This is a genomic window from Methylobacterium sp. C25 (assembly GCF_021352225.1).
Taxonomy (GTDB): Bacteria; Pseudomonadota; Alphaproteobacteria; order Rhizobiales; family Beijerinckiaceae; genus Methylobacterium.
Map to the genome: position 1 here is coordinate 22,557 of NZ_JAAUVI010000012.1, position 25,170 is coordinate 47,726.

Annotated in this window: 23 protein-coding genes; 11 read left to right on the forward strand and 12 right to left on the reverse strand. The window is 68.5% G+C overall.

What is annotated here, in order from left to right; genetic code table 11:
- Positions 1 to 75 precede the first annotated feature (75 nt).
- The 5 genes from HCU64_RS21185 (at position 76) to HCU64_RS21205 (ending at position 5,938) form a co-directional block, all read left to right on the forward strand.
- Positions 76 to 471 (forward strand): FixH family protein, encoded by a 396-nt coding sequence (locus tag HCU64_RS21185; RefSeq protein ID WP_233386248.1) that lies wholly within the window; start codon positions 76 to 78, stop codon positions 469 to 471.
- Positions 468 to 1,934: an efflux RND transporter periplasmic adaptor subunit gene (locus HCU64_RS21190; RefSeq protein WP_233386249.1), complete on the forward strand. Its 1,467-nt coding sequence runs from the start codon at positions 468 to 470 to the stop codon at positions 1,932 to 1,934. The genes HCU64_RS21185 and HCU64_RS21190 overlap by 4 nt, the downstream gene beginning before the upstream one ends.
- The gene (locus HCU64_RS21195) at positions 1,931 to 5,098 is read left to right on the forward strand and encodes an efflux RND transporter permease subunit (protein WP_233386251.1); all 3,168 of its coding nucleotides are present in this window, start codon (positions 1,931 to 1,933) and stop codon (positions 5,096 to 5,098) included. Before HCU64_RS21190 ends, HCU64_RS21195 begins: the two co-directional genes overlap by 4 nt.
- A gap of 16 nt (positions 5,099 to 5,114) precedes the next feature.
- Entirely contained in the window at positions 5,115 to 5,591 is a 477-nt protein-coding gene (locus tag HCU64_RS21200) for a DUF411 domain-containing protein (protein ID WP_233386252.1), read from the forward strand.
- A gap of 131 nt (positions 5,592 to 5,722) precedes the next feature.
- Positions 5,723 to 5,938, forward strand: coding sequence for a heavy-metal-associated domain-containing protein (locus tag HCU64_RS21205; protein WP_233386253.1), 216 nt, complete (start codon positions 5,723 to 5,725; stop codon positions 5,936 to 5,938).
- 201 nt (positions 5,939 to 6,139) lie between these two features.
- Here the strand turns inward: HCU64_RS21205 and HCU64_RS21210 are convergent, their stop codons facing one another.
- Positions 6,140 to 6,370, reverse strand: coding sequence for a hypothetical protein (locus HCU64_RS21210; RefSeq protein ID WP_233386254.1), 231 nt, complete (start codon positions 6,368 to 6,370; stop codon positions 6,140 to 6,142).
- Between the two features lie 215 nt (positions 6,371 to 6,585).
- Here HCU64_RS21210 and HCU64_RS21215 point away from each other — a divergent pair, with 215 nt between their 5' ends.
- Genes HCU64_RS21215 through copM form a run of 4 tightly spaced genes read left to right on the forward strand, consistent with a single transcriptional unit; the run spans position 6,586 to position 12,299 of the window.
- Positions 6,586 to 8,307 carry an efflux RND transporter periplasmic adaptor subunit gene (locus tag HCU64_RS21215; RefSeq protein ID WP_233386255.1) on the forward strand — a complete coding sequence of 574 codons (1,722 nt, stop codon included), beginning with the start codon at positions 6,586 to 6,588 and terminating at the stop codon, positions 8,305 to 8,307.
- A 12-nt stretch (positions 8,308 to 8,319) separates the two neighbouring features.
- Positions 8,320 to 11,466: an efflux RND transporter permease subunit gene (locus HCU64_RS21220; protein ID WP_233386256.1), complete on the forward strand. Its 3,147-nt coding sequence runs from the start codon at positions 8,320 to 8,322 to the stop codon at positions 11,464 to 11,466.
- Positions 11,467 to 11,493: 27 nt separating this feature from the next.
- Entirely contained in the window at positions 11,494 to 11,859 is a 366-nt protein-coding gene (locus tag HCU64_RS21225; RefSeq protein ID WP_233386257.1) for a hypothetical protein, read from the forward strand.
- Between the two features lie 41 nt (positions 11,860 to 11,900).
- Positions 11,901 to 12,299, forward strand: a complete 399-nt coding sequence (copM, locus tag HCU64_RS21230) for a CopM family metallochaperone (protein ID WP_233386260.1) — start codon at positions 11,901 to 11,903, stop codon at positions 12,297 to 12,299.
- On the opposite strand, the gene cueR is transcribed toward copM, so the two are convergent.
- Positions 12,235 to 12,720: a Cu(I)-responsive transcriptional regulator gene (cueR, locus tag HCU64_RS21235; RefSeq protein WP_233386354.1), complete on the reverse strand. Its 486-nt coding sequence runs from the start codon at positions 12,718 to 12,720 to the stop codon at positions 12,235 to 12,237. The two genes, copM and cueR, sit on opposite strands and share 65 nt — an antisense overlap.
- Positions 12,721 to 12,796: 76 nt before the next feature.
- Between cueR and HCU64_RS21240 the strand changes: the two genes are divergently transcribed.
- On the forward strand, positions 12,797 to 15,220 hold the full coding sequence (locus HCU64_RS21240) for a heavy metal translocating P-type ATPase (protein WP_267922557.1): 2,424 nt from the start codon (positions 12,797 to 12,799) through the stop codon (positions 15,218 to 15,220).
- Between the two features lie 183 nt (positions 15,221 to 15,403).
- Here the strand turns inward: HCU64_RS21240 and HCU64_RS21245 are convergent, their stop codons facing one another.
- From HCU64_RS21245 to HCU64_RS21265, 6 genes are all read right to left on the reverse strand, one after another.
- Positions 15,404 to 15,568, reverse strand: coding sequence for a hypothetical protein (locus tag HCU64_RS21245; protein WP_233386261.1), 165 nt, complete (start codon positions 15,566 to 15,568; stop codon positions 15,404 to 15,406).
- Positions 15,569 to 15,575: 7 nt separating this feature from the next.
- The gene (locus HCU64_RS25315; RefSeq protein WP_267922558.1) at positions 15,576 to 15,701 is read right to left on the reverse strand and encodes a hypothetical protein; all 126 of its coding nucleotides are present in this window, start codon (positions 15,699 to 15,701) and stop codon (positions 15,576 to 15,578) included.
- A 44-nt stretch (positions 15,702 to 15,745) separates the two neighbouring features.
- Positions 15,746 to 16,300 carry a threonyl-trna synthetase gene (locus tag HCU64_RS21250; protein ID WP_233386263.1) on the reverse strand — a complete coding sequence of 185 codons (555 nt, stop codon included), beginning with the start codon at positions 16,298 to 16,300 and terminating at the stop codon, positions 15,746 to 15,748.
- A 4-nt stretch (positions 16,301 to 16,304) separates the two neighbouring features.
- Positions 16,305 to 19,553 (reverse strand): efflux RND transporter permease subunit, encoded by a 3,249-nt coding sequence (locus HCU64_RS21255; RefSeq protein WP_233386264.1) that lies wholly within the window; start codon positions 19,551 to 19,553, stop codon positions 16,305 to 16,307.
- An 11-nt stretch (positions 19,554 to 19,564) separates the two neighbouring features.
- Entirely contained in the window at positions 19,565 to 20,917 is a 1,353-nt protein-coding gene (locus HCU64_RS21260; protein ID WP_233386266.1) for an efflux RND transporter periplasmic adaptor subunit, read from the reverse strand.
- Between the two features lie 125 nt (positions 20,918 to 21,042).
- Complete coding sequence (locus HCU64_RS21265) at positions 21,043 to 21,423, reverse strand: hypothetical protein (protein ID WP_233386267.1); 381 nt, start codon at positions 21,421 to 21,423, stop codon at positions 21,043 to 21,045.
- A 155-nt stretch (positions 21,424 to 21,578) separates the two neighbouring features.
- Here HCU64_RS21265 and HCU64_RS21270 point away from each other — a divergent pair, with 155 nt between their 5' ends.
- The gene (locus HCU64_RS21270; RefSeq protein WP_233386269.1) at positions 21,579 to 21,815 is read left to right on the forward strand and encodes a hypothetical protein; all 237 of its coding nucleotides are present in this window, start codon (positions 21,579 to 21,581) and stop codon (positions 21,813 to 21,815) included.
- 220 nt (positions 21,816 to 22,035) lie between these two features.
- Here the strand turns inward: HCU64_RS21270 and HCU64_RS21275 are convergent, their stop codons facing one another.
- The 4 genes from HCU64_RS21275 to HCU64_RS21290 all read right to left on the reverse strand — a co-directional run bounded on the left by HCU64_RS21275 (position 22,036) and on the right by HCU64_RS21290 (position 25,168).
- Positions 22,036 to 22,293, reverse strand: coding sequence for a hypothetical protein (locus HCU64_RS21275; protein ID WP_233386270.1), 258 nt, complete (start codon positions 22,291 to 22,293; stop codon positions 22,036 to 22,038).
- Between the two features lie 98 nt (positions 22,294 to 22,391).
- On the reverse strand, positions 22,392 to 23,726 hold the full coding sequence (locus HCU64_RS21280) for an ATP-binding protein (protein ID WP_233386271.1): 1,335 nt from the start codon (positions 23,724 to 23,726) through the stop codon (positions 22,392 to 22,394).
- On the reverse strand, positions 23,723 to 24,469 hold the full coding sequence (locus tag HCU64_RS21285) for a response regulator transcription factor (RefSeq protein ID WP_233386272.1): 747 nt from the start codon (positions 24,467 to 24,469) through the stop codon (positions 23,723 to 23,725). The genes HCU64_RS21280 and HCU64_RS21285 overlap by 4 nt, the downstream gene beginning before the upstream one ends.
- 12 nt (positions 24,470 to 24,481) lie before the next feature.
- Complete coding sequence (locus tag HCU64_RS21290; protein WP_233386273.1) at positions 24,482 to 25,168, reverse strand: ZIP family metal transporter; 687 nt, start codon at positions 25,166 to 25,168, stop codon at positions 24,482 to 24,484.
- Positions 25,169 to 25,170: the final 2 nt, after the last annotated feature.

Sequence of the window (25,170 nt, forward strand, 5' to 3'; positions counted from 1 at the left end):
TGCCGCCGGCGCTTGCGCCGGCACGGTGACGCGCGTCCGCGCGTGGCCATCCATCGCGTTCAGGAGACATCACCCGTGACCAAGAACCCCTTCGCGTGCGCCCTCGCGGCCGCGCTGCTCGGCGCCATCCTCGCCGGGCCGGCCCTCGCCGACACCAAGGACTACGAGTTCCAGCTCGTCCGGCAGGAGGCCAAGGTCGGCGAGGCCGTCCTCGACGTCCGCCTGGTCGACAGGCGCACGTCGAAACCCGTGCCCGACGCCGTGATCTTCGCCAAGCGGATCGACATGGCGCCCGACAGCATGGAGGAGATGACCTCGAAGATCGAGCAGGTTCCCTCGGCGGAGCCTGGCGTCTACCGCTTCAAGGCGAAGCTCACCATGGCCGGCGGCTGGCAGCTTTCGCTCGGCGCCAAGGTCCAGGGTGAGACCGGCACCGTCGAGGGCAAGCTGTTCCTCAAGGCCGTCAAATGAGCCGGATGGCATGGGTCGTCGGGAGCCTCGTCGCGCTCGCGACGGGGGTCTTCGGGTATGGAGCGGGACGCGAGGGCAGTCCCGTTCCGGCGCTCGTCGGGCAGGCGCGGAGCCAGTTCGCGCACTGGCTTCCCGGCAAGGCGGACGTGGTGGTCCAGCCACCCGCGAAGGCGTCCGGCCCGGTGGTCTACTACCAGAATCCGGACGGGAAGCCGGCCTATTCGCTCACCCCTATGGCGACCGTGGACGGACGCGCGTTCCGCGCCGTGCACGCGAGCGAGGACCTCCGCTTCGACGCCGACGAACCAGAGCCCGAGGTGGGTACGGAGGCATCCGCGGCCGCCGGGACCAAGCGCGTCCGCTTCTATCGCAACCCGATGGGGCTGCCGGATACCTCGGCAACTCCGAAGAAGGATTCGATGGGGATGGACTACCTCCCCGTCTACGAGGGCGAGGACAGCGACGACGGCACCGTCAGGATCTCACCCGGTAAGCTTCAGCGGACCGGGGTCCGGACGGAAGTCGCGGAGCGCCGCGTGCTGTCGATGCCGGTGCGGGCCCCCGGTGCCATCGAGGAGGATGAGCGTCGCATCTCCGTAATCGCGATGCGCACGGACGCCTTCATCGAGAAGGTCGAGGGCGTCACCACCGGCGACCATGTCCACAAGGGCCAGCCGCTGCTTCGGCTGTTCTCGCCCGAGATGAACGCGGCGGCCGCGCAGTACCTTACCGGCATCGGCTACGAGGGTGCCCGCCGGCGCCTGGAGAACCTCGGCATCCCGCCCGAGGTCATCGACGAGATCGAGCGCACCCGAAAGGTGCCGGCGACCATCACCTGGTCGGCGCCCCGCGACGGCGTCGTGGTCGAGCGCAACGTCTCCGATGGCATGCGGGCCAAGTCCGGCGACACCCTGTTCAAGCTCGTGGACCACTCCCGGGTCTGGGTGCTCGTCGACGTGACGGAGCGTGACCTCGCGGCCGTCGCCGAGGGGCAGAAGGCAACGGTGCGGGCCAGGACCTTCCCGGATCGCGCGTTCACCGGAACCGTGACACGGATCTACCCGCACCTGGCCATGGGCACGCGCACAGCCCGCCTGCGGATCGAGCTCCCCAACCCGAACGGCGACCTGCGCCCCGGCATGTTCGCCGACGTCGAGATCGCCACCGGCACCGACAAACCCGTGGTCGCGGTGCCCGACGATGCGGTCATCGACACCGGCGCCAAACAGGTCGTCCTCGTCGACAAGGGAGACGGTCGCTTCGAACCGCGTCCGGTCAGGCTTGGTGTCCGCGGCGACGGTTATGTGGAGATCCGGGACGGCATCGCGGCCGGCGACCGGGTGGTGACGTCGGCCAATTTCCTGATCGATGCCGAGAGCAACCTCAAGGCCGCCCTGCAGGGGCTATCGGAGCCGAAGCCCGATCCAGGTCCCCAGGCCGCGGCGGAAGGGAAGTCGCCATGATCGCCCGCCTGATCGCCTGGTCGGCGCGGAATCTGATGCTGGTCCTGATCGGCACCGTGTTCGCCGTGGGCGCCGGTCTCTACGCCCTGAAGACCCTGCCGCTCGACGCCATTCCCGATCTCTCGGACGTCCAGACCATCGTCTACACCGAGTACCCGGGACAGGCGCCCCAGGTCATCGAGGACCAGGTCACCTATCCGCTGACCACCGCCATGTTGACGGTGCCGAGATCGAAGGTGGTGCGGGGCTTCTCGTTCTTCGGCGTCTCCTTCGTCTACGTCATCTTCGAGGACGGCACCGACCCATACTGGGCCCGCTCGCGGGTGCTCGAATACCTGAACACGGCGGCCAAGCGCCTGCCGGCAGGCGTGACCCCGACACTCGGCCCCGACGCGACGGGAGTGGGCTGGGTCTACCAGTACGTCGTGGTGGCCAAGGAACGGACGCTGGCGGAGCTCCGGTCGCTCCAGGACTGGGTCGTGCGCTTCGGGGCGTCCCGGGCCGAGGGGGTGGCCGAGGTCGCGGGCGTCGGCGGCTTCGTCAAGCAGTACAACGTCGTGGTCGACCCGAACCGCCTTCGGGCGCAGGGCATCACGCTGTCCAAGCTTCGGGATGCGGTCCGGTCGAGCAATGCCGACGTCGGCGGCCGGACCGTCGAGCTGTCTGAGTTCGAGTTCGTCGTCCGGGGACGGGGCTACCTCAAGAGCGTCGCGGACATCGAGAGCATCGTCCTCAAGACCGAAGCCGGCACGCCGCTTCGGGTGAAGGACGTCGCACGGGTCGAACTCGGCCCCGACGAGCGCCGGGGCATCACCGAGATGAACGGCGACGGCGAGGTCGCCGGCGGCATCGTCCTCCAGCGGTTCGGGGCCAATGCCCTGAACGTCATCGAGAGCGCCAAGGCTCGGCTCGCCGAAGTCGCCGCGAGCCTTCCCAAGGGCACCGAGATCCTGCCCGTCTACGACCGCTCGCACCTGATCGAGGCGGCCATCGAGACGCTCAAGGGAACGCTAATCGAGGAGAGCGTCATCGTCGCCCTCGTGTGCATCGCGTTCCTGCTCCACGTCCGCAGCGCCCTCGTCGCCATTCTGATGCTGCCGGTCGGCATCCTGATCGCGTTCGCGGGCATGAAGGCGCTCGGGCTCGGCGCCAACATCATGAGCCTCGGCGGCATCGCCATCGCGGTCGGCGCCATGATCGACGCGGCCATCGTGATGATCGAGAACGCCCACAAGCACCTGGAGCGGGCGCCGCCGGACAAGCCCCGGGTCGATATCCTGATCGAGGCCGCGAGCGAGGTCGGTCCATCGCTATTCTTCTCGCTCCTGATCATCACCGTGAGCTTCCTGCCGATCTTCACCCTGGAGAGCCAGGAAGGCCGGCTGTTCGGGCCGCTCGCCTTCACCAAGACGTTCGCGATGGCGGCGGCGGCGGTGCTGTCCCTGACCCTCGTCCCCGCCCTGATGGTCCTGTTCGTCCGCGGCCGGATCATCCCCGAGCAACGCAATCCGGTGAACCGGCTCCTGATCTGGCTCTACCGGCCGCTGATCGCAGGCGTGCTCCGAGCGCGCGTGATCACGATCCTTCTCGCCCTGGGCGTCCTCGCGGCGACGGCTTGGCCGGCGAGCCGGCTTGGGTCGGAGTTCATGCCGGACCTCGACGAGGGCACGCTGATGTACATGCCGACCACGCTGCCGGGTATCTCGGTGACCAAGGCCGGGGACCTTCTCGCCACCCAGGACCGGATCATCAAGTCCTTCCCCGAGGTCGCTTCGGTCTACGGCAAGGCCGGACGCGCCAACACGGCGACCGACCCCGCGCCGAGCGAAATGTTCGAGACCATCGTCAACCTGAAGCCGAAGGCGGATTGGCGGCCGGGCGTGACGACGGCGAGCCTGCGGGCCGAGATGGATGCCGCACTCCAGTTCCCGGGCGTCTCGAATGCCTGGACGCAGCCGATCCGCGCCCGCATCGACATGCTGTCGACCGGCATCCGCACGCCGGTGGGGATCAAGGTTCTGGGGACCGATCTCACCGAGATGGAAAAGGTCGCCCGGCAGGTCGAGGCCGTGGTGAAGGCGGTGCCGGGCACCTCCAGCGCCTATGCCGAGCGGGTGCAGGGCGGCTACTTCCTCGACATCACACCCGACCGCGAAGTCTTGGGGCGCTACGGCCTCACGGTCGGCGACGTGCAGGACGTCATCGCCATGGCGCTGGGCGGCGACAGCGTCACCAACACCGTCGAGGGGCGCGAGCGCTACACCGTGAACGTGCGCTACCCGCGCGCTTTCCGGTCGAACCCGCAATCCATCGCGAACGAGGTGCAGGTGTCGATTCCGAGCGGGGGCACGGTACCGCTCGGCGACGTGGCGAAGGTTCAGTTGAATCGCGGGCCGACGCAGATCCGGACCGAGAACGGGCAACTCGCGGTCTTCATCTACGTCGACGTCGCCGGACGCGATCTCGGGGGCTACGTCGCCGAGGCGAGGGCGGCGGTGGCCAACGAGGTGAGGCTGCCGCCAGGCACGTTCATCCAGTGGAGCGGGCAGGTCGAATACCTCGACCGGGCGACGGCGCGGCTCAGGATTGTGGTCCCCCTGACACTCCTGATCGTGTTCCTGCTGCTCTACCTCAACTTCCGCCGGCTCACGGAGACGCTCATCGTCATGCTGTCGCTGCCCTTCGCCCTGGTCGGCGGCGTCTGGCTGATGTGGTGGATGGGCTTCAACATGTCGGTGGCCGTCGCCGTCGGCTTCATCGCGTTGGCGGGCGTCGCCGCCGAGACCGGTGTGATCATGTTGGTCTACCTCGACCATGCGCTGGCCGAGATCCGCGCCGAGTGCGAGCGGGCGGGTCGGTCGCTATCGCGAGACGACCTGCGGCGGGCCATTATGGTCGGTGCCGTCGAGCGGGTTCGACCGAAGATGATGACCGTGGTCGCCATCATGGCCAGCCTGCTTCCGATCCTGTGGAGCACTGGCGCAGGGTCCGAGGTCATGCAACGGATCGCGGTTCCCATGATCGGCGGCATGGTGTCGTCGACGGTGCTCACCCTCGTCGTGATCCCGGCCGTCTACGGCCTCGTGAAGGGTTGGAGCCTGCCCGGAGCCGAGATGCCGACCGAATCCGTCGAACACGCCAAATTTCCCCTGGCCGCGGAATGAGAACCGGAGACCGACCATGATAGAGACGACGAATACGTCGCGCCGTGCCGTGGTCCTGGGCCTGGCGGCATCGGTCGCCTTCGGGCGCCATGCCCTGGCGCAAGGGCTGCCCTCGGTCGCGGTGACCAAGGACCCGACCTGCGGATGCTGCGAGAAGTGGGTCTCCCACCTGCGTGAATGCGGGTTCACGGTGACGGTGACCGAGGAGCCGGTGGCCCCGCTCAAGGTCCGCCTCGGGGTCCCGCGGGAGCTCGCCTCTTGCCACACCGCGCAGGTCGGCGGCTACGTCGTCGAGGGTCACGTCCCGGCAGGGGCGATCAAACGCCTGCTGGCGGAAAGGCCCCAGGGCACCGGGTTGGCGGTTCCGGGGATGCCCGTCGGCTCGCCCGGCATGGAGGTCGCGGGCATGGAGCCCGACACCTACGACGTCGTCCTCTTCGGGCCGGCCGGCCGGGGCGCCTTCGCCCGGTATCGGGGCGAGGTCGCCCTCTGAGAAGGTCGCCATCAACTCGCGAAGCCTCGGGCAAGTTTGGCTAGCGGACCATCGTCCATCGGTTCGCCCCTTGACCTTCCCACTATGGGAAGCCCCATTTCGATGGGACGCCGGCCTACGGGAGAGCCGTCATGTTCCAGATCAAGGTTGCCAGGATGAACTGCGGCGGTTGCGCCAAGTCGGTCACCCGCGCGATCCACGCCGTGGACACCGGTGCAACTGTCGCGGTCGACCTCGCCGGCGGCACGGTCGCGATCACCAGCCCTGCCGGAACGCCGGCCGGGCGCTTCGTCGACGCCGTTCGTGCCGCCGGCTACGGAGCGGACGCCCTGCCCCTCGCGGAATAGACCGCCGGAAACCTGCAACCCATAGCCCGGTCCGAGGATTGCTTTCGTCGATCCGGGCGTTTCTCGCGTCTCGAAATTGGTGTACCCAAGTCTCATGAACCTCGACCGGCAACTTGCGCGCCTGATGGCGGCGATGATCGTGATGATCATCGCCTACGTCTCGCCGTCTGCCGTGCAGGCCCATGAGGGCCATGCCCACCATCAAGCGGCCGTGGCCGAGGTCGCGACTGTGCCGCCGGTCGTCCATTCGGTGTCGGCGCCGGTGGCGTTGACGAGGGTCCCGTCGGCAATCATGCCGGCTTCCGCACCCGAGACCCTAGCGGCTTCCGCCGTCGTCGGATCGATCCAATCCGACGAGCAAGGCAAGGGATGCTGCCCAGGCCCGTGCAAGGGGACCTGTTGCGGGACGATGTCCTGCTGCGTTTCCGCCATGCTGATAGGTCCGGTCGTAATGCCGACTCCGGCCTTCGCGCGCGTCGCCCCGGTGCTGTACGACGTCGCCGGTCTTCCCGGCGTCGGTCCCGAGGCTCTGCCCAGGCCCCCCCGAACCCTCGCGTAACGAACGGCGCGCCCAAGGCGCGCAACGGTCGGATTCCGTCTGCCTGTCCAGACGCGCGTCCGATGTTCGAACGTGAGGAAGTCCCACAATGTCGTCTCGATTTGCCGCCGCCCTCGGCGCGGTGGCGCTGGCTGCCGCCGTGCTGGCGGGGTCCGCCCATGCCCATGACGGGCATGACCATGACGCAGCCCCGCCGCCCGTCTCCAAGTCAATCGCCCCACGGGGCGAGGCCGCCTCGGAGGCGCTCGAACTAACCGCCATCCCGCGGGACGGGACGGTCGCGTTCTATCTCGACCGCTTCCGCACGAACGAACCCGTCAAGGGCGCAGTCGTCGAGGTCGAGACGCCCGAAGGTCCGAGGACCGCGACGGAAACGGACGAGGCCGCCTACGTCCTGCCCGCGCCCTGGATGACCAAGCCGGGCCCGCACGACCTCCTCGTCACCGTGACGGCCGGCGCCGTGGTCGACGTCCTGACCGTCTCCGTCACGGTCCCCGACACGAAGGCTCCGGCTCCGACGGCTTCCTCAGCTACGCCGTCCGCGATGGCGAGGGCATCCGACCTGGTCACCGACCTGAAGACCCGCGGCGTCGCCAGGGACCCGGTCCTGATGCTGGCCTCGGGAGGGGCGTTCCTGCTCGGGATGCTCCTGACTGTGGCGATGCGCGGCCGGCGCCGAGTGCCCGCCGTCGTCCTGACCGCCGTGCTGGTCACGCTGGTGCTGGGCGGGGCCGCCTTCGCCCATGGCGACGAAGACCATGGAGCACCCGTCCAGGGCTCCGCCCTGATCGAGCCGGCGCAACCGGCGTCGGACCTCGCGCAGAGGCTTCCCGATGGCTCGGTGTTCGTGCCCAAGCCCACGCAGCGCCTGCTGGTCCTGCGTACGACGATGACCGAGAAGGCGACCTTCCATCGGACGATCGAGCTGCCGGGTCGGGTCATCCCGGACCCGAACGCCAGCGGCGTCGTCCAGTCCTCGGTCGGCGGCCGCCTCTCGCCGCCGCCGTCCGGCCTGTTCCCGCGCCTCGGCACCCGGGTGCGCAAGGGCGACGTGCTCGCCTTCGTCACGCCCCCCGTCCAGGCCGTGGACGTCTCCGACATGCGCCAGACCCAGGGCGACCTCGATCAGCAGACCTCCATCGTCGAGCGTCGGGTCGACCGCTTTCGCAAGCTCGCCGTCACCGGTGCCGTCGCCCAGACCCAGCTCGACGACGCGCTCGCCGAGCTCAAGGGCCTCCAGGACCGCCGCGCCTCCCTCGACAGAATCCGGCAACAGCCGGAACCCCTGTCGGCGCCCGTCGACGGCGTGATCGCGCAAGCTTCGGCCGTGGCCGGGCAGATGGCCTCGCCGGGGGCGATGGTCTTCCAGATCGTCGACCCGACCCGCCTCTGGGTCGAGGCCCTGAGCTTCGACGCCCTGACGCCGTCCGAGAACGCGACGGCCCGCTTCGCCGACGGGCGCACCCTGTCCCTCGTGTATCAGGGTGCCGGCCTCGCCGACCGCAACCAGGCCATCCCGGTCCAGTTCGCGGTCTACGGCGACACCTCCGGCCTGCGCGTCGGGCAGTTCCTCACCGTGCTCGCCGGCACGGACGCCGAGCAGTCCGGTCTCGCCCTGCCGCGCGCCGCCGTGGTCCGGTCCGGCAACGGGCAGGCCATCGTCTACGAGCACGTCGCCGCCGAACGCTTCGAGACGAGGCAGGTCCGGGTCGAGCCCCTGGACGGCGCGAACGTGCTCGTCGCCGAGGGGGTCGGCGCCGGCAAGCGCATCGTCACCGAGGGTGCCGAACTCCTCGATCAGGTCCGGTGAGGAGGCGCATCCATGTTCAACGTCCTCGTCGCGCAGTCCCTGCGCAACCGGCTCATCGTCCTCGCGGTCGCCGCCGTCTTGGTCCTGTACGGGGCCTTCACGGCGACCAGGCTTCCGGTCGACGTCTTTCCCGACCTCAACAAACCGACGGTCACCATCATGACCGAGGCGGAGGGATACGCCCCGCCGGAGGTCGAGCAACTCGTCACCTACCCCATCGAGACCCGCATGAACGGGCTGCCGGGCGTGAGCCGGGTCCGGTCGGTCTCGGGCGTCGGCCTATCGATCGTCTACGTCGAGTTCGACTGGGGCACCGACATCTATCGGAACCGGCAGCAGATCGCCGAACGCCTGACCCTGGTCCGTGACCAGCTTCCGCCGAACGTCACACCCCAGATGGGCCCGATCTCGTCGATCATGGGCCAGATCCTGCTGGTGGCGGTCACCAGCGACACCGCTTCACCCATGGAGATCCGCGAGGCGGCCGACTTCGTGCTGCGGCCCCGCCTGCTCACCATCCCCGGCGTCGCCCAGGTCATCCCCATCGGCGGCGAGGTGCGCCAGTTCCGGGTCAGCCCGAACGTGGCGGCCATGCGGGCACTCGGGGTCACCAACGCCCAGCTTGAGGCGTCCCTGACGCAGTTCGGCACCAATGCCGGCGGCGGCTTCACCGACCAGTACGCCCGCGAGTACCTCATCCGGAACATCGGCCGGACCATGAGTCTCGACGACCTCCGCAGCGTCGTGGTTGCCAATGTCGCGGACGCGCCGGTCTACCTCCGTCAAGTGGCGGAGGTCTCCTTCGCTCCGAAGGTGAAGCGCGGTGACGGCGGCTACATGGGCAAGCCTGCCGTCATCGTCTCCGTCGAGAAGCAGCCCGACGTCGACACGGTCCAGCTCACCCGCGAGATCGAGGCGGCCCTGAAGGAGGTCACCGCGACCCTGCCGAACGGGATCAAGGCCGACCAGGTCCTCTTTCGCCAGGCCAACTTCATCGAGACCTCGATCTCGAACGTCGAGCGCGTGCTCATGGAGGCCATCGTGGTGGTGGCCATCGTCCTGTTCGCGTTCCTCCTGAACGTGCGCACCACGGTCATCTCGCTAACCGCCATCCCGGTCTCGATCCTCGCCACCGCCGTCGCCTTCCACGTCGCCGGGCTGTCGATCAACACGATGACCCTCGGCGGCCTTGCCATCGCCATCGGCGAGCTCGTCGACGACGCCGTGGTCGACGTCGAGAACATCTTTCGCAGGCTCGGCGAGAACCGGGCGGCCGGCTCGCCGCGCTTCACCTTCGAGGTGGTGGTGGCGGCCTCGTCCGAGGTGCGCTCCGGCATCGTCTACGCGACGATGATCATCGTCCTGGTGTTCGTGCCGCTGTTCGCCCTGTCCGGCATCGAGGGCCGGCTCTTCGCCCCCCTGGGGCAGGCCTACATCATCTCGATCCTGGCGAGCCTCCTAGTGTCGGTGACGCTGACGCCGGTGCTGGCCTACTACCTGCTGCCCGGGCTCAAGAACCTTTCCGAGCACGACAGCGCCCCACTGCGGTGGCTCAAGCGCGGCAACGCCCGCCTGCTCGGCGTCGCCTTCCGGCACCAGCGGGTGCTGGTCGCCTCCGTCGCGGTCGCGGTCGTGGCGGCCGGCATCGTCGCCTGGAACCTGCCGCGGGCCTTCCTGCCGCCGTTCAACGAAGGCTCGTTCACCGTCAACACGACCTTCAACCCCGGGATCTCGCTTTCCGAGAGCAACCGCGTCGGCCTCATCGCCGAGAAGCTGCTCCTGCAGATCCCGGAGGTCGCCTCGGTCGGGCGCCGCACCGGCCGGGCCGAGCTCGACGAGCACGCCGAGGGCGTCCACTCCTCCGAGATCGAGGTAGAGCTCAAGGGGACCGGGCGCGGCAAGGACGCGGTGGTGGCCGACATCCGGCAGCGTCTGTCGCGGCTACCGCTCTCGGTTAACGTCGGCCAGCCGATCTCGCACCGACTCGACCACATGCTGTCGGGAGTCCGGGCCGAACTCGCCCTGAAGATCTTCGGGGAAGACCTCGACGCGCTGCGGAGCGTGGCCAATGACCTCCGGGACCGGATGGCGAAAATCCCGGGACTCGCCGACCTCCAGGTCGAGAAGCAGGTCCGGATCCCGCAACTGGAGATCCGGGTCGACTATACCCGGGCCGCCCTCTACGGGGTCCAGCCCTCGGCGGTGGTCGAGCAGCTCAGCCGCCTCTCGAACGGGCGCGTCGTCTCGACCGTGGCCGACGGATACAAGCGCTTCGACGTCGTCCTGCGCCTGCCCGAGCGCCAGCGCACCACGCAGGGGCTCAAGGACCTGCTGATCGAGACGCCCTCGGGTTGGGTGCCGGCGCGCCAGGTCGCCGACATCCGGGAGACCGACGGCCCGAACCAGATCCTGCGGGAGAACAGCCGGCGCCGCCTCGTCGTGCAGGCCAACACCAACGGGGCGAGCGACATGGCCACCATCGTGGCGGCCATCCGCAAGGAGGTGTCGGACGCCAAGCTCCCGCCCGGTTTCTTCGCCCGCCTGGAGGGCACGTTCCAGGCGCAGGAGGAGGCGAGCCGGACCATCGCGGCCCTGTCCGGCCTCTCGCTCGCCCTTGTCTTCGCCATCCTCTACAGCCGCTACCGCTCGGCGGTGCTTGCGCTCATCATCATGGGCAACGTGCCGCTCGCCCTGATCGGCAGCGTGCTCGCCCTGTGGCTGGTGGGGCAGCCGCTGTCGGTGGCGTCGATGATCGGCTTCATCACGCTGACCGGCATCAGCGCCCGCAACGGCATCCTGAAGATCAGCCACTACCTGAACCTGTCGCTGCACGAGGGTATGCCCTTCGGGCGCGACCTCGTCGTGCGCGGCAGCCTGGAGCGGCTGACCCCTGTGTTGATGACGGCGCTGTCGGCCGGCGTAGCCCTGGTACCGCTGCTGATCGACGCCGCCACCCCCGGCAAGGAAATCCTGCACCCGGTCGCGGTGACGATCTTCGGCGGGCTCATCAGCGCCACCCTCCTCGACACGGTCCTGACCCCGGTCCTGTTCCTGCGGTTCGGTAGGGCTCCGCTGGATCGCCTACGCGCCGCACAGGGCGAAACCCCCGACGCCCCTCATCCCGACGGCGCCAAGCCGCGTCCGGTCGAGGCGTTCTGAACCCACCCCCGAGAACGGAGAGAACCGATGATTCCCTGGAGAATGGCCTTGGCGGCGAGCGCGCTGCTCGCGTTTCCGGTCTCCGCTCACGAGAGCGGCGGCAACAACGGTGGCCGGATCACGGACGCCGGCAAGTTCCATGTCGAGCTCGTCACCAAGGACAGGACCGTCGACGTCTACGTCCTCGACGGCGACGAGAAGCCCGTCCCGGCCACCGGCTTCAAGGGCACCGCGATCCTGGTGGTCGACGGCAAGCCCGCCCGGGTCGCCCTGGCCCCGGCCGACGGCGTTCGCCTGACCGGCACCTCCGAGGTTCCGCTCACCCCCAAGCCAAAGGGCGCGGTGCAGCTGACGGCCCCCGACGGCTCCACCGCCAGCGGCAAGTTCGACTGAGCGGCTCCATCCCGGACCGTGCATCCAGAAGGAAGACCATCATGACGATTTCCAAGACCGTTCTCGCCTCGCTCTTGTCCCTCGGCTTGGCCGGCCCAGCCCTCGCGCAGGGCATGAAGGACCACGGCGCAATGTCCGGCAAGGAAATGGGGTCGATGGGCTCGATGAAGCCCGACCCGACGGACGACGCCTCGACCAAGGACTTCAAGGCCGCCGACATGGCGATGATGAAGAACATGGACGTCGCCTACACCGGCAACCCGGACGTCGACTTCCGCCTGCACATGATCCCGCACCACAAGGGCGCGGTCGACATGGCCAACGTCGCGCTGAAGCACGCCAAGGACCCCGCCACGAAGCAGATGGCCCAGAAGATCATCGACGATCAGGAGAGGGAGATCGGCGAGATGGAGGCTTGGCTGAAGAAGAACGCGAAGTAGGGCGCCCGGTGCATGGGCCGGAGGGCGGCACCGGGCCGGCCTCCAGCCCCGCGATGATAGGGCAGTCCGGGCGTCCGTCGCCGTCGCAGGAGAGGGCAAGGCCGCGCAGGACGTCCGCCATCTCCTGAAGATGGCGGGCCTTATCTTCGAGTTCCCCGATGTGGCTCAGGGCGAGGGCCTTCACCTCGGCGCTGCTGCGGCCGGGGTCGCCCCAAAGGCCCAGGAGCACCCGGATGCGTTCCAGGGGAAAGCCGAGGTCCCGTGCCCGCCGGACGAAGCCGAGCCGGTGCACGTCCTGCGGGCCGTAATCGCGGTAGCCGCTGTCCCGGCGGTCGGCACGGGGCACCAAGCCGATGCTCTCGTAGTGCCGGATCATCTTGGCCGAGACGCCCGACGCCTCCGCGGCCTGCCCGATGTTCACGGCAATCCCCATGGTTGACCTTCCCATGATGGGAAGCCGCAAGCCGATAGGCAATACGAACTGTCAGGAACCCGACATGGCCAACGACCCCGTCCCGAAAGTCCAAGCCCATACCCACGACCACGGAGGGCATGGCCTTCCTATCGGTCACGACCATGCGGGACATGGACACGGTCACGACGTCCAGGCCGACCAGGGCGTCAAGATTGCCAAGGACCCGGTCTGCGGGATGGCGGTCGACCCCCAGACGGCAAAGCACCGCTCCGAGCACGAGGGGCATCCCTTCTATTTCTGCTCGAACGGCTGCCGGACGAAGTTCGAGGCGGATCCGGCACGCTACCTCGATCCGGCAGCCGCCGCGGCGAAGGCCGACCCCGTCCCCGAGGGCGCCATCTACACCTGCCCGATGCACCCCCAGATCCGCCAGGTCGGGCCAGGCTCCTGCCCGATCTGCGGCATGGGCCTGGAGCCGGAGACCGTGAGCGCCGACGACGGCCCGAGCGAGGAAGCCGTCGACATGACCCGGCGGTTCTGGGTCGGACTCGTTCTGACGCTGCCGGTGTTCATCCTGGAGATGGGCGGCCATCTCACCGGCCTGATGGAACGGGTCGGGCAGCAGAACTCCAACTGGATCCAGTTCGTCCTGGCCACGCCCGTGGTGCTCTGGGCCGGCTGGCCGTTCTTCGTGCGCGGATACCAGTCGGTGGTCCTGCGCTCGCTGAACATGTTCACGCTGATCGCCCTCGGCACGGGAGCGTCCTGGGTCTACTCCGTGGTTGCCACCCTGGCGCCCGGCTTGTTCCCGGCAGCCCTGCGAGGTCATGGCGGTGCCGTGCCCACCTATTTCGAGGCGGCCGCCGTCATCACGGTGCTTGTCCTTATCGGGCAGGTCCTCGAACTGCGGGCCCGCGAGAGCACCGGCGGCGCACTCCGCGCGCTCCTCGATCTGGCACCGAAGACCGCACGCCGGCTTCACGACGACGGGACCGACGACGAAGTCCGGCTCGAAGACATCGCGGTCGGCGACCGCCTGCGCGTGCGTCCCGGCGAGAAGATGCCGGTCGACGGTACCGTGATCGAGGGCCGGAGCTCGGTGGACGAGTCCCTCGTCACGGGAGAATCGATGCCGGTCACGAAGGAGGCCGGCGCCACCGTCGTCGGCGGCAGCATCAACCAATCCGGCTCACTCGTCATCGAGGCCCGTAAGATCGGGCGCGACACCATGTTGGCCCGCATCGTCCAGATGGTGGCCGAGGCCCAGCGCAGCCGAGCCCCGATCCAGCGCCTCGCCGACCGGGTCGCGGGCTGGTTCGTCCCCGTCGTCATCGGCGTCGCGGTCCTTGCCTTCGTGGCCTGGATGGCCCTCGGGCCGGAGCCCCGGTTCACCTACGCGCTCGTGGCCGCCGTCGCGGTCCTCATCATCGCCTGTCCCTGCGCCTTGGGCCTGGCGACGCCGATGTCGATCATGGTCGGGGTCGGACGCGGCGCCGGTGTCGGCGTCCTGATCAAGAGCGCCGAGGCCCTGGAACGCATGGAGAAGGTGACGACCCTCGTCATCGACAAGACAGGGACCTTGACCGAGGGCAAGCCGACGGTGACTCGCATCGTCCCGGCGGGTGGCTTTTCGGAGGAGGAGATCCTTCGGCTGTCCGCCGCCGTCGAGCGGTCGAGCGAGCATCCGCTGGCGGTCGCCATCGTCGCGGCGGCCCAGAAACGAGCGATGAAGATTCCCGAGGTTTCGGAGTTCGATTCCCCCACCGGCAAGGGCGCCCTAGGCACCGTCGAGGGACGGCGTGTCCTTCTCGGCAACTCAAAATTCCTCGGCGGGGAGGACGTCGCGACCGGGGATCTGGACTCCGTCGCAGAGGAGCTGCGCAGGGACGGAGCCACCGCGATCTTCTCTGCCGTCGAAGGGCGACTCGCGGGCGTCATCGCCATCGCCGACCCGGTCAAGGCGACGACGGCCGAGGCCTTGGCCAGTCTCAAGGAGGAGGGCATCCGCGTCGTCATGCTGACTGGCGACAATCGCACCACCGCCGAGGCCGTCGCCCGGCAGCTCGGGATCGACGAGGTCGAGGCGGACGTGCTGCCCGACCGGAAGGCGGCAGTGGTCGAGCGACATAGGGCGTCCGGTCAGGTGGTCGCCATGGCGGGTGATGGGGTCAACGATGCCCCCGCCCTGGCCTCGGCGGATGTCGGCATCGCCATGGGGACGGGCACCGACGTCGCCATCGAGAGCGCCGGCATCACGCTGCTCAAGGGCGACCTAATGGGCATCGTGCGAGCCCGTCGGCTGTCGCGTGCCGTGATGGGAAACATCCGGCAGAACCTGTTCTTCGCCTTCGCCTACAACGCCGCCGGCATCCCGATTGCGGCCGGCGCGCTCTACCCGGCCTTCGGTCTGCTGCTGTCGCCTGTCATCGCGGCCGCCGCGATGTCGCTCTCATCCGTGAGCGTGATTGGCAACGCTTTGCGCCTCCGGTCGGCCCGGCTCGATTGAGGCGTATCGATGGGGAAAGACGGCCGGCGCAGCGCCTCATGTTCCAGGCAAGGTTCTACGCTTGGCCAGAGCGGAGCCGAAGCGGCAGGGCCTGAGAAGCCGACCATGACCGCCACAATAACCAGGCCGGCAAATGTCGGAACGCGCGTGCTCTCTCCCTCTTAGGGCTTGGAAGGGGGCGTTTCATAGGCGCGCCAGGATTACGACCACGACCAGGAAGGCGACCAGCAGCAATACCGTCCCCAGCATCGTGCGATCCGCGGCCCGGCGGATGAAGGGCCGAACCTTTCGCCGTCGCCTCTGACCACCGCCATAGTCCGATTGCGCGCGGGCGAGTTTCTTGCTCACGTCGTCCTCAGGCCGGCAGGTGCACGCCTTCGGCGGCAAGCGCCTCGTCCTCGAACTGGTTGGCGGCCGCCGAACCCGAAGGAATTCCGCCTCCATGGGAATGGCCGCCGCCTCGCGAGTGTTCTTGTCCCATGGGTCTCCTCCGCATGCGTGGGGATGTGTTCCGGGCAGGCAGCCTCACGGGGTGTCTCCGCCGATCAGGTCGGCGACGTGCGCGCCGGCCGGGTGGCCTGTCGCGACGCGGTGGGCCTCGGAGCAGGCGACGTAGCCGGGACCGAAGGAGGTCATGACGAGCTCGCGGCGTCCGTCCGGGGCTTCCCTGCTGGCTAGCAGCGCCCGGCCGCCCGGCCAGAGTTCGGAATCGGGCAAGGGGCCCCGGCCCGGCTCGCCGTAGCGCCGCACGCCCTCGTCGTGGATGGCCCGGCGCGCCCGGGCAAGCGCCTCGCCCGACAGCGGCAGCCCTACCCAGACCACCTTCTGCAGGCCTTCGTCCCGGCAGACCACCAGCACCACCTCCGAGGTCCCGGCTCCGGTCGCCGGTCGCCAGCCCTGCGGGTAATAGAGCGCCGTCAGGTTCGCCTCGCGGTCCGCCTTGAGCGGGCGCGGCATGTCGGTGACCGGGCCCCAGGTGAGGCCGAACGGCGCCTCGCCCTGTTTCGCCTCACCCGCAGCGGAAGCGCAGGTCAGGGCAAGGAAGGGCGCCATTGCCGCCAGGAGGGGCGCGGGGCGCATCGATTTACTCCGCTGCCTTGAGGCGTGCCGGGGCGATCTCCGCCGGCCGGACGCTCGCCTTCGCCGGCGCGATCTTGCCGAAGCGGGCGTAGAGCGCCGGCAGCACCACCAGCGTCAGGAGGGTCGCGCTGATCAGGCCGCCGATGACCACTGTCGCCAGGGGCCGTTGGATCTCGGCGCCCGTCTCCGTGGCGATGGCCATCGGCACGAAGCCCAGCGAGGCGACCAATGCCGTCATCGCCACGGGCCGCAGCCGGGTCATCGCCCCTTCCAGGATGGCCTCACGCTTGGGCCTGCCCTCCGCCACGAGTTGCTTGATGAAGGTCAGCATCACGAGGCCGTTCAGCACCGCCACGCCCGAGAGCGCGATGAACCCGACGGCCGCAGGCACCGAGATCGGCATGGCCCGCAGCCACAGGGCGAAGATGCCGCCCGTCAGCGCCAACGGCACCGCGCTGAACACCAGCAGGGCGTCGCGGGGCGACCCTAGAGCCGAGTAGAGCAGCAGGAAGATCAGGAAGAAGCAGACCGGCACCACGACCATCAGGCGCTGCTTGGCCGAGGCGAGGTTCTCGAACTGCCCGCCCCAGGTCACGTAGTAGCCGGACGGGAGCTGGACCCCGTTCGCCACCTTCGCCTGCGCTTCGGCCACCAGGCTGCCGATGTCGCGACCGCGGACGTTGGCCGTTACCACAACGCGGCGCTTGCCGTTCTCGCGCGAGATCTGGTTCGGTCCCTCGGTGACCGAGAAGCTTGTCACCTGCTTCAGCAGGACCGAGGCCGCGCGCCCGCTGGGACCGGGAGGGAGGGGCACCGGGATGTTCTCCAGCGCCTCGCGATCCTCGCGCACCTTGTCGTTCAGGCGCACGACGATCGGGAAGCGGCGGTCGCCTTCGAAGACCACGCCGGCATTCTTGCCGCCGATGGCCGCGCCGATGACCTCCTGGACGGCGCCGATGCTGAGGCCGTAGCGGGCGGCCTCGGCCTTGTTGATCTTGATCTCCAGGAACGGCAGGCCGGCGGTCTGCTCGACCTTGACGTCCTCCGCCCCGTTGATTCCGCGCAGCACCTGGGCGACCTGGTTGGCCGCCTTGAGCATGGGCTCGAACTCCTCGCCGAACACCTTGACGGCGAGGTCGCCGCGGGTACCGGCCAGGAGCTCGTTGAAGCGTAGCTGGATCGGCTGGGAGAACTCGTAGACGTTGCCGGCAAGCTGCCCGACCGCCTTCTCGATCTGCTCCTGAAGGTTGGCCTTCGAGAGGCTCGGGTCGGGCCACTCGTCCTGAGGCTTGAGGATGACGAAGGTGTCGGACGAATTCGGCGGCATCGGGTCGGAGGCGACCTCCGCCGTGCCGGTCTTCGAGAAGACGTAGGCGACCTCGGGGAACTTCGAGATCGCCTGCTCGACCTTCAGCTGCATCGCCTGCGACTGGGTCAGCGAGGTCGAGGGAATGCGCGTAGCGTTGAGCGCGATGCTCTTCTCGTCGAGCTGCGGGATGAACTCGGTCCCGAGTCGGGTGAACAGGATTCCGGCCCCGACGAGGAGAACGAGCGCCCCGCCGACGAAGGCGAACGGAGCGCGGACCGCGGAGGCCAGCACCGGCCGATAGACCGCCTTGAACGAGCGGATGATGAGGTTGTCCTCTTCATCGACCTTGCCGGTGATGACGATGGCGATCAGGGCCGGCACGAAGGTCAGCGACAGGACGAAGGCCGCCGCGAGCGCGATGATGACGGTCAGCGCCATCGGCTCGAACATCTTGCCCTCGACCCCGGTGAAGGTCAGGAGCGGCACGTAGACGAGGATGATGATGGCCTGCCCGTAGAGCGAAGGCTTGATCATCTCCTCGGCGGAGGCCCGCACCGTCTGCAGCCTCTCCTCGGTGTCGAGGCCGCGGCCGAGTTCCTGCTGTTTCTCGGCGAGGTGCCGCAGCGCGTTCTCGGTGATGATGACGGCCCCGTCGACGATCAGGCCGAAGTCGAGCGCCCCGAGGCTCATGAGGTTGGCCGAGATCTTGGCCTCGACCATGCCGGTCATGGTCATCAGCATGGCGACGGGGATGACCAGCGCCGTGATGATGGCGGCGCGGATGTTGCCGAGCAGCAGGAACAGGATGACGATGACGAGGGCGGCGCCCTCCGACAGGTTCTTGGCCACCGTCTTGATGGTCGCCTCGACGAGGCGGGTACGGTCGAGGACGGTCTGGACCTCGACGCCGGGCGGCAAGGACCTGCGGATCTGCTCCATGCGCACGTCGACCGCGGCGGCGACCTTGCGGCTGTTCTCGCCGATCAGCATCAGGGCCGTGCCGACCACGACCTCCTGGCCGTTCTCGCTGCCCGAGCCCGTGCGCAGGTCCTTCCCGATGCGGACCTCGGCGATGTCCTTGATCCGCACCGGCACGCCGCCGCGGGTCGCGACGACGACGTCGCCGATCTCGTCCATGTTCTCCAGGCGCCCGGCGGCGCGCACGACGTAGCCTTCGCCGTTGTCCTCCAGGTAGCGAGCGCCCTGGTTGGCGTTGTTGGCCTCGAGGGCCCTGGCGACGTCGCCGAAGGACAGGTCCCGGGCGGCGAGCTTCGTCGGGTCCGGCTGGACGTGGTATTGCTTCTCGAAGCCGCCGATGCCGTCGATGCCGGCGACCCCCGGGACCGTCTTGATCTGCGGCCGGATGATCCAGTCCTGCACCGTGCGCAGGTAGGCAGTCTGCTCCAACTCGGTCTTGAGGCTTTGGCCTTCCGGCGTCAGGTAGCTGCCGTCAGGCTGCCAGCCGGGCTTGCCGGCCTCAGAGACCTTGCGCTCGGCCGGCTTCGCGTAGTGGATCGACCACATGTAGATCTCGCCGAGACCTGTTGAGATCGGGCCCATGCTCGGCTCGGCACCCGGCGGCAGGTCCTGCTTCACCTGCGCGAGGCGCTCGGCGACCTGCTGTCGCGCGAAGTAGATGTCGAGTTTTTCCGCGAAGACCGCGGTGACCTGCGAGAAGCCGTTGCGCGAGAGCGAGCGGGTGTATTCCAGGCCCTTGATGCCGGCGAGCGCGGTCTCGACCGGATAGGTGACCTGCTTCTCGATATCGACGGGCGAGAGCGAGGGCGCGGTTGTGTTGATCTGGACCTGGTTGTTGGTGATGTCCGGGACGGCGTCGATGGGCAGTCTCGTCACCGCGTAGCCGCCGAAGCCGGCGGCTAGCAGCGACAGCAGTAGGACGAGCCAGCGCTGGTGGACCGAGAAGTCGAGGATCTTGGAGATCATGTCCCGTCCCCTCAGTGGGCGTGATCGGCTTCGCTCTTTCCGAGCTCGGCCTTGAGGAGGAAGGTGTTGCCGACGGCGATGGTCTCGCCCGCCTTGAGACCCGAGGCGACCTCGAAGGCGTCGTCGTCGGAGCGCCCGAGTTCGACCTCGCGCTTCTCGAAGCCCTCGTCCGTGCGGACGAAGACGACGCGCTTGCCCTCGACGGTCTGGAGCGCGGCCTTGGGCACGCTCACCGGCACCGCGTCCTGCGAGATCTCGACCTCGGCGGTGATGTATGTGCCGGGACGCCAAGCCATCTCCTTGTTCGGCAACGCGACGATGACCTTGGCGGCACGGGTGTCGGCGGTCAGGAATGGGCTGACGAAGACGACTTTGCCCCGCTCGTGGCGCGCGTCGCCCTCCTGGCTCGGCGTGACGGTGACCAGTGCACCTTCCTTGATCTTGGCGAGTTCCGAGGTCGGCACCGAGAGTTCGATCCATACGGTCGAGAGGTCTGCAACGGTGTAGAGGTCGGACGGATCGCCCTCCTTGCCTACGGCAGTGCCGACATCGACCTTGCGCTCGACGATGCGCCCGGACATCGGCGAACGCAGCTCGTACTGGCGCAGGCTCGACAGGTTCGGGGTGCTTTCGTCGCGCTTTGCGAGCTTGGCGACGGCGGCCGCGTCGAGCCCGAGGGCCGAGAGTTTCTGCCGGGCGAGGTCCTGCCGAAGCGTCGCCTCGGAATAGACGGCCTTGGCATTCAGGTAGGCGCTTTCGGCCGAGATGCGCTTGTCCCAGAGGGCGGCCTGCCGGTCGAAGTTGGTCTTCTCCAGATCGGCCTTCACCGAGGCGGTGAGGTACTCGCTCTTGGCGTCGGCGACCTCGCGGCTGTCGAGGACGGCGACGACCTCGTCCCTTGCGACCGAATCCCCGAGACGCTTGCGCATCTCGGCAACGGTGCCGACGACGCGGGCCGGAACCCGTGCGATCCGATCGGTATCCGGCGTGATCGTGCCGGGAACGAGGATGTGCCGGGACAGGGTCCCGCCCTCGGCCTTGGCCACCTTGATGTCCTGGTTCTCGATCTGCTCGGCGGTCATCTTGACGTGACCCTCCTCGCCCTCGGATTCGGAGTGCTCGTGCTCGCCATGGGCATGCTCGCCCTTGGGCTTGGCAGCCGGTTTGCCGTGATCGTGGCCGTCGCCCTCGGCATGCTCGGCCTCGGCGGATTTCGCAGCGTCGGGACCGGCGGCGAAGGTAAAGACGGTCGGTGACACGCCGGCCGAGGCGAGGAGACCTCGGACGAGGTCGGACACTGCGGGAACGGCGGCGCCCACGAAGATGCCGGCGGCCACCAGAAGGGTGGTCAGAAAAATGCGCATGGATGCCTGCTGGGACGCGCCGGAAGCCGATGACGGCGTTCCGGGCATTTGCTGGTCGACAACATCAGGAAATGGCCCGGGCCGCTCGGCCTCGGGCTCAGGACGCACGCGTTGGCGGCGTCACCTCAGGCGCGGGGCGGCCGGGGCAGGCGGTCGGGCGCGACCGAGGAAAGGGTCGCGGATACCCGGGCGTAAGACGGCCGAGAGGTCGCCGTCAGCGGCGCGGGCTCGGTATTGTCCACGGTCGCGGCGACGTGGCAGCCGCAATGCACGTGGCAGGTCAGCCCCGGATCGGCTGCCTGCTCCCCGCCTGATGCCGTGTCCGACACGAATGAAAGCTCAATACGGTCATGGCCTTGATGGCCCTGATGGAAGGCGAGATCCTCGGCGATGCAGACGGTCGGCATGGCGACGGCGAGCGCCAGGACGAGCGCGAGCGCGCGGGCGGCGGTCGCCCACCAGCCCGTCATCGCCCCGAAGGCTCTATGGCGTCGCGCCGAAAGCATCACAGTCCTTATGTGCGATTCAGGGGCTTGGTCACAAGCCGCGGTCGCATGGCGTGGTGAAGGCATCCCTGGTCGGCGGATGCCTGAACGGCAGCTTCACACCCCATTCAAAGAATTCGGCAGAACCTGGCGCGATCATCAAAGGGATTTGGCCCATGAAACGTCATCTGATCGCCCTGGCGGCTGCCGTGGTGGCTCTCGCTCCCGTGGCGGCGTCGGCCCAATATTACGGCTACGGATCGCCTCATCATCATCACGAGGAGGTTCGCCGCTACCATCATGGCGATCACGACCACGTGGAGGTTCGTCGCCATCATCACGACGGCTGGGACGAGCACCGCCACGGCTTTCAGCGCCAACATCACCATCATCACCACGACTTCGACGATTGAGGATGGTGCAGCCCGGCGGGTGCCCGCTCCGACGTGCGATCGGAGCGGGCGTATCCGCGGTGTGTGAGGGGGTGGATCACACCACGGATGACTGTCCTCGCCGGAAGCGACCTAAGCCAGCGCGTAGCCAATGCCCGCGGCAAGGATTGCGAAGACGACGAGGAGGGGCAGCATCCTCATGGCACCGTCCCGGCCCTCTGCCCCTAACTGAGGGGTGGCCTTACTTCTTGCCCGGTTTGTCGTGGCTGTGGCCATGGGCATGTCCGTCGTTCTCGGAGTGAACCGGCTTGCCGTCCGGACCCTTCTGCTGTGCCTCGCTGACCCGCGGGTCGTCGCGGTGCAGCGGTCCGCCGGACACGCCGCCGGTGTTCGGGACCGCCCGCTCCGGATTGGAGGCGTTGCCGTGTCCGTCGATTGCAAGGGCTGGGGTCGCGGTCAGCATCGCGGTGGCGAGAGCGGCGGCGAGGATGCGCTTCATGGGTGTGTCTCCAATTCGGGGCGACCAAGTCGGCCGCGTCGAAACCTGAGATAGACGAGCCCTTTGTCTCCCAATCGCCGGGATCGTGACGAATTATGTCAGCCCTTGGCACTCGGCCGAGGCAGCCTGATCTCCGCGCGCAAGCCGCCTTCCGGCCGGTTCGACAAGGTAAGGGTGCCGCCTTCAGCTTCGACGGCCCTCTTGGCGATGGTCAGCCCGAGCCCGGTCCCGCCGGTATTGCGGTTCCGTGATCCTTCCAGCCGGGTGAAGGGCTCGAAGGCCCGCTCGACGTCCTCCGGTGCTACGCCAAGGCCGTCGTCGTCGATCCGGATGAGCAGCGCGTCCTCCTCGACCCTCAGGCGGATCTGCACCCGCGTTCCGTAGCGCACGCCGTTATCGACGAGGTTCTCCAGCGCTCGCCGGAAGGCGACGTGCCGCATGGTCGCCAGCGCCCGGCCCGGTCCGTCGTAGGTCACGTCCCTGTCACCATCGGTCGAGGCATCGGCGACCCCCATCAGGACGCTTGCCACGTTGGTGACCTGCCGTGCCTCCGGATCAGCGTCGCCGCGCAGGTAGGACAGGGTCGCGTCGATCATGGCCTGCATGTCGTCGAGATCGGCCGCCATGGCTCGCCGCTCCTGCGGGTCGCCGGCCCGGTCCAGGCGCAATCGGAGGCGTGCAATCGGCGTGCGCAGGTCGTGCGAGACGGCTGCCAGGGCCTGGGTTCGTTCTGCGATGAGTTCGTGAATGCGCTCCTGCATGGCGTTGAGCGCCTGCCCGATATCGCGGGTCTCGTCCGGGCCGACCTCGGGCACAGGCACGACGTTCCCGTGCCCGATCCGGGCGGTGGCGCGGGTGAGGTCGCGCAGCGGTCCCGCGATTTGGTGCATCAGGACAACGGCGGCGGCCCCGACGAGGATCGCCATTGCCGTCGCGAGGTATGCCCAGGGTGCCTGACGCGCCAAGCTTGGCGCATGTGCCGAGCGGAAGGTCAGCAGACTCCTGTCCGGAAGGGTCACGACACCGCGGAGGTCAGGCTGGTGAAGGGGGTCGTCCTGGACCTCAAGGGTCAGGGCTAGGTTCGGACCGAGCACCGGTTCGAGGTCGGTGAGACGGACGCGAAGTTCCCGGAGCGCGGGGTCGGACTGCGTGACCGGATCGGTCGACCCCGGTGCCGTCCAACCGATCTCGAAATGGTTCGACGAGAGGGCCTTCGCTTCCGTTCCTCGCTCGTCAGGCGGCCGCCTCAGGATCGCCTCACGCGCCAGCACGAGTTGCCGGGCGACCTCGATGGCGAAGGCATCGTCGGCGGCGGCCACGGCCGAATATCGGTAGAGCAGCAGAGCCCCGCCATGGACTAGGAGGACAGCCAGGAGCAGGACGGCGACGGTACGTCCTTCAAGGCTGCGTGCCAGACCTGACAGGCCCCTCATGAGCGCCCGACCTTGGCGGCCAGCATGTAGCCCGACCCGCGAATGGTCTTGATGACGGGCATGGCGCCCTCCGGTGGTTCGAGCTTGCGCCTCAGGCGGCTCACCAGCGTGTCGACGCTGCGGTCGGACGGTGCCGCAAGGCGGCCGCGCCCCATCTCCAGGATCTGCTCGCGCCCGAGGACACGCCCCGGATGCTCCAGGAAGACGAGGAGCAGGTCGTACTCCGCCCCCGACAGGTCGACGACGGCTCCCTCGGGGTCGGCCAGCACGCGGCTGCGCAGGTCAAGTCGCCAGCCGGCGAACGTCATCGTCTCCGTCCGCGTCGCGGCGGTCGGCGTCGGTGCGATGGCAGCGCGGCGGAGCAGGGCACGGATGCGGGCGAGAAGCTCGGGACGTCCGAACGGCTTGGCGACGAAGTCATCGGCCCCGAGTTCCAAGCCGAGCACCCGGTCCGCTTCCTCGCTGCGTGCGCTGAGCATGATGACCGGAACGGTGCCCTTCGCCCTCAGGGACCTCAGCAGATCGAATCCGGAAGCCCCCGGCAGCATGACGTCGAGCAGCACGAGATCGACCGCGGTATCCGAGAGGAGCGACCACATCTCCGCGCCGTTCCGGCAGCCCGTGACCCGATAGCCGCTCTCACGCAAGAGGCGGGCAACGAGCACGCGCATGCCGTCGTCATCCTCTACGAGCAGGATATGGGCTCCAGCGGCCGGCGGATTCTTCCCGGTTTGCGAGCCCATCGTTTCTTCCGGCTAGGCGACGGCTTGGTCGAGGAGGAGCAGGAGCAGGAAGCCCGCGAAGAACATCGCCGTTACCCAGGGCCGGTCCTCAGTCTCGTGCGCCTCGACGAGGAGTTCCTCGGTGACGAGGTAGAGCAGCGCGATCAGGCCGAAGGCGAGGAAGCCGGCCTGGACCGGCGCCGAAAGGGTGGCGACGGGGCCGCCGAGCAGGGCCCCGAGCGGCAACAGGACGACCAGGCCCGCGGTCAGGCCGACCACCCTGCCCTTGGACGTGCCGGAGCCGCCGAGCTCGTTCGCCACCGTCAGTCCGAGGAACAGCACCTCGATGGTCAGGGCGACGGTAAGCAGGATGCCGGCCTTGGCGCCGGCCGCGAAGGCGATGCCGAGGACGAGGCCGTCCACCAGGATGTCGATGCCGGTGACCGACATCAGTCCGACCGGTCCTTTCGCCCGCTTGCCTATGCTTTTGACGAGAAGCATCGCGGCGACACCGATTGCTCCGCCGACGAGCGTTGCCCAAGGCGACCCTGCATGCTTGAGGTCCGGCAGGATCTCTCCCGCCGCTGCCGCGAAGACCACACCCGCCGCGAAATGCTGGATGGCGCTGACCAGGACGGGTCCGGGTCGGAGGTTGACCGCGACCGCGGCGCCGACAATCGCGGCCGCGGCGGGGATCAGCGTGTAGATCCAAGCCTGCATGA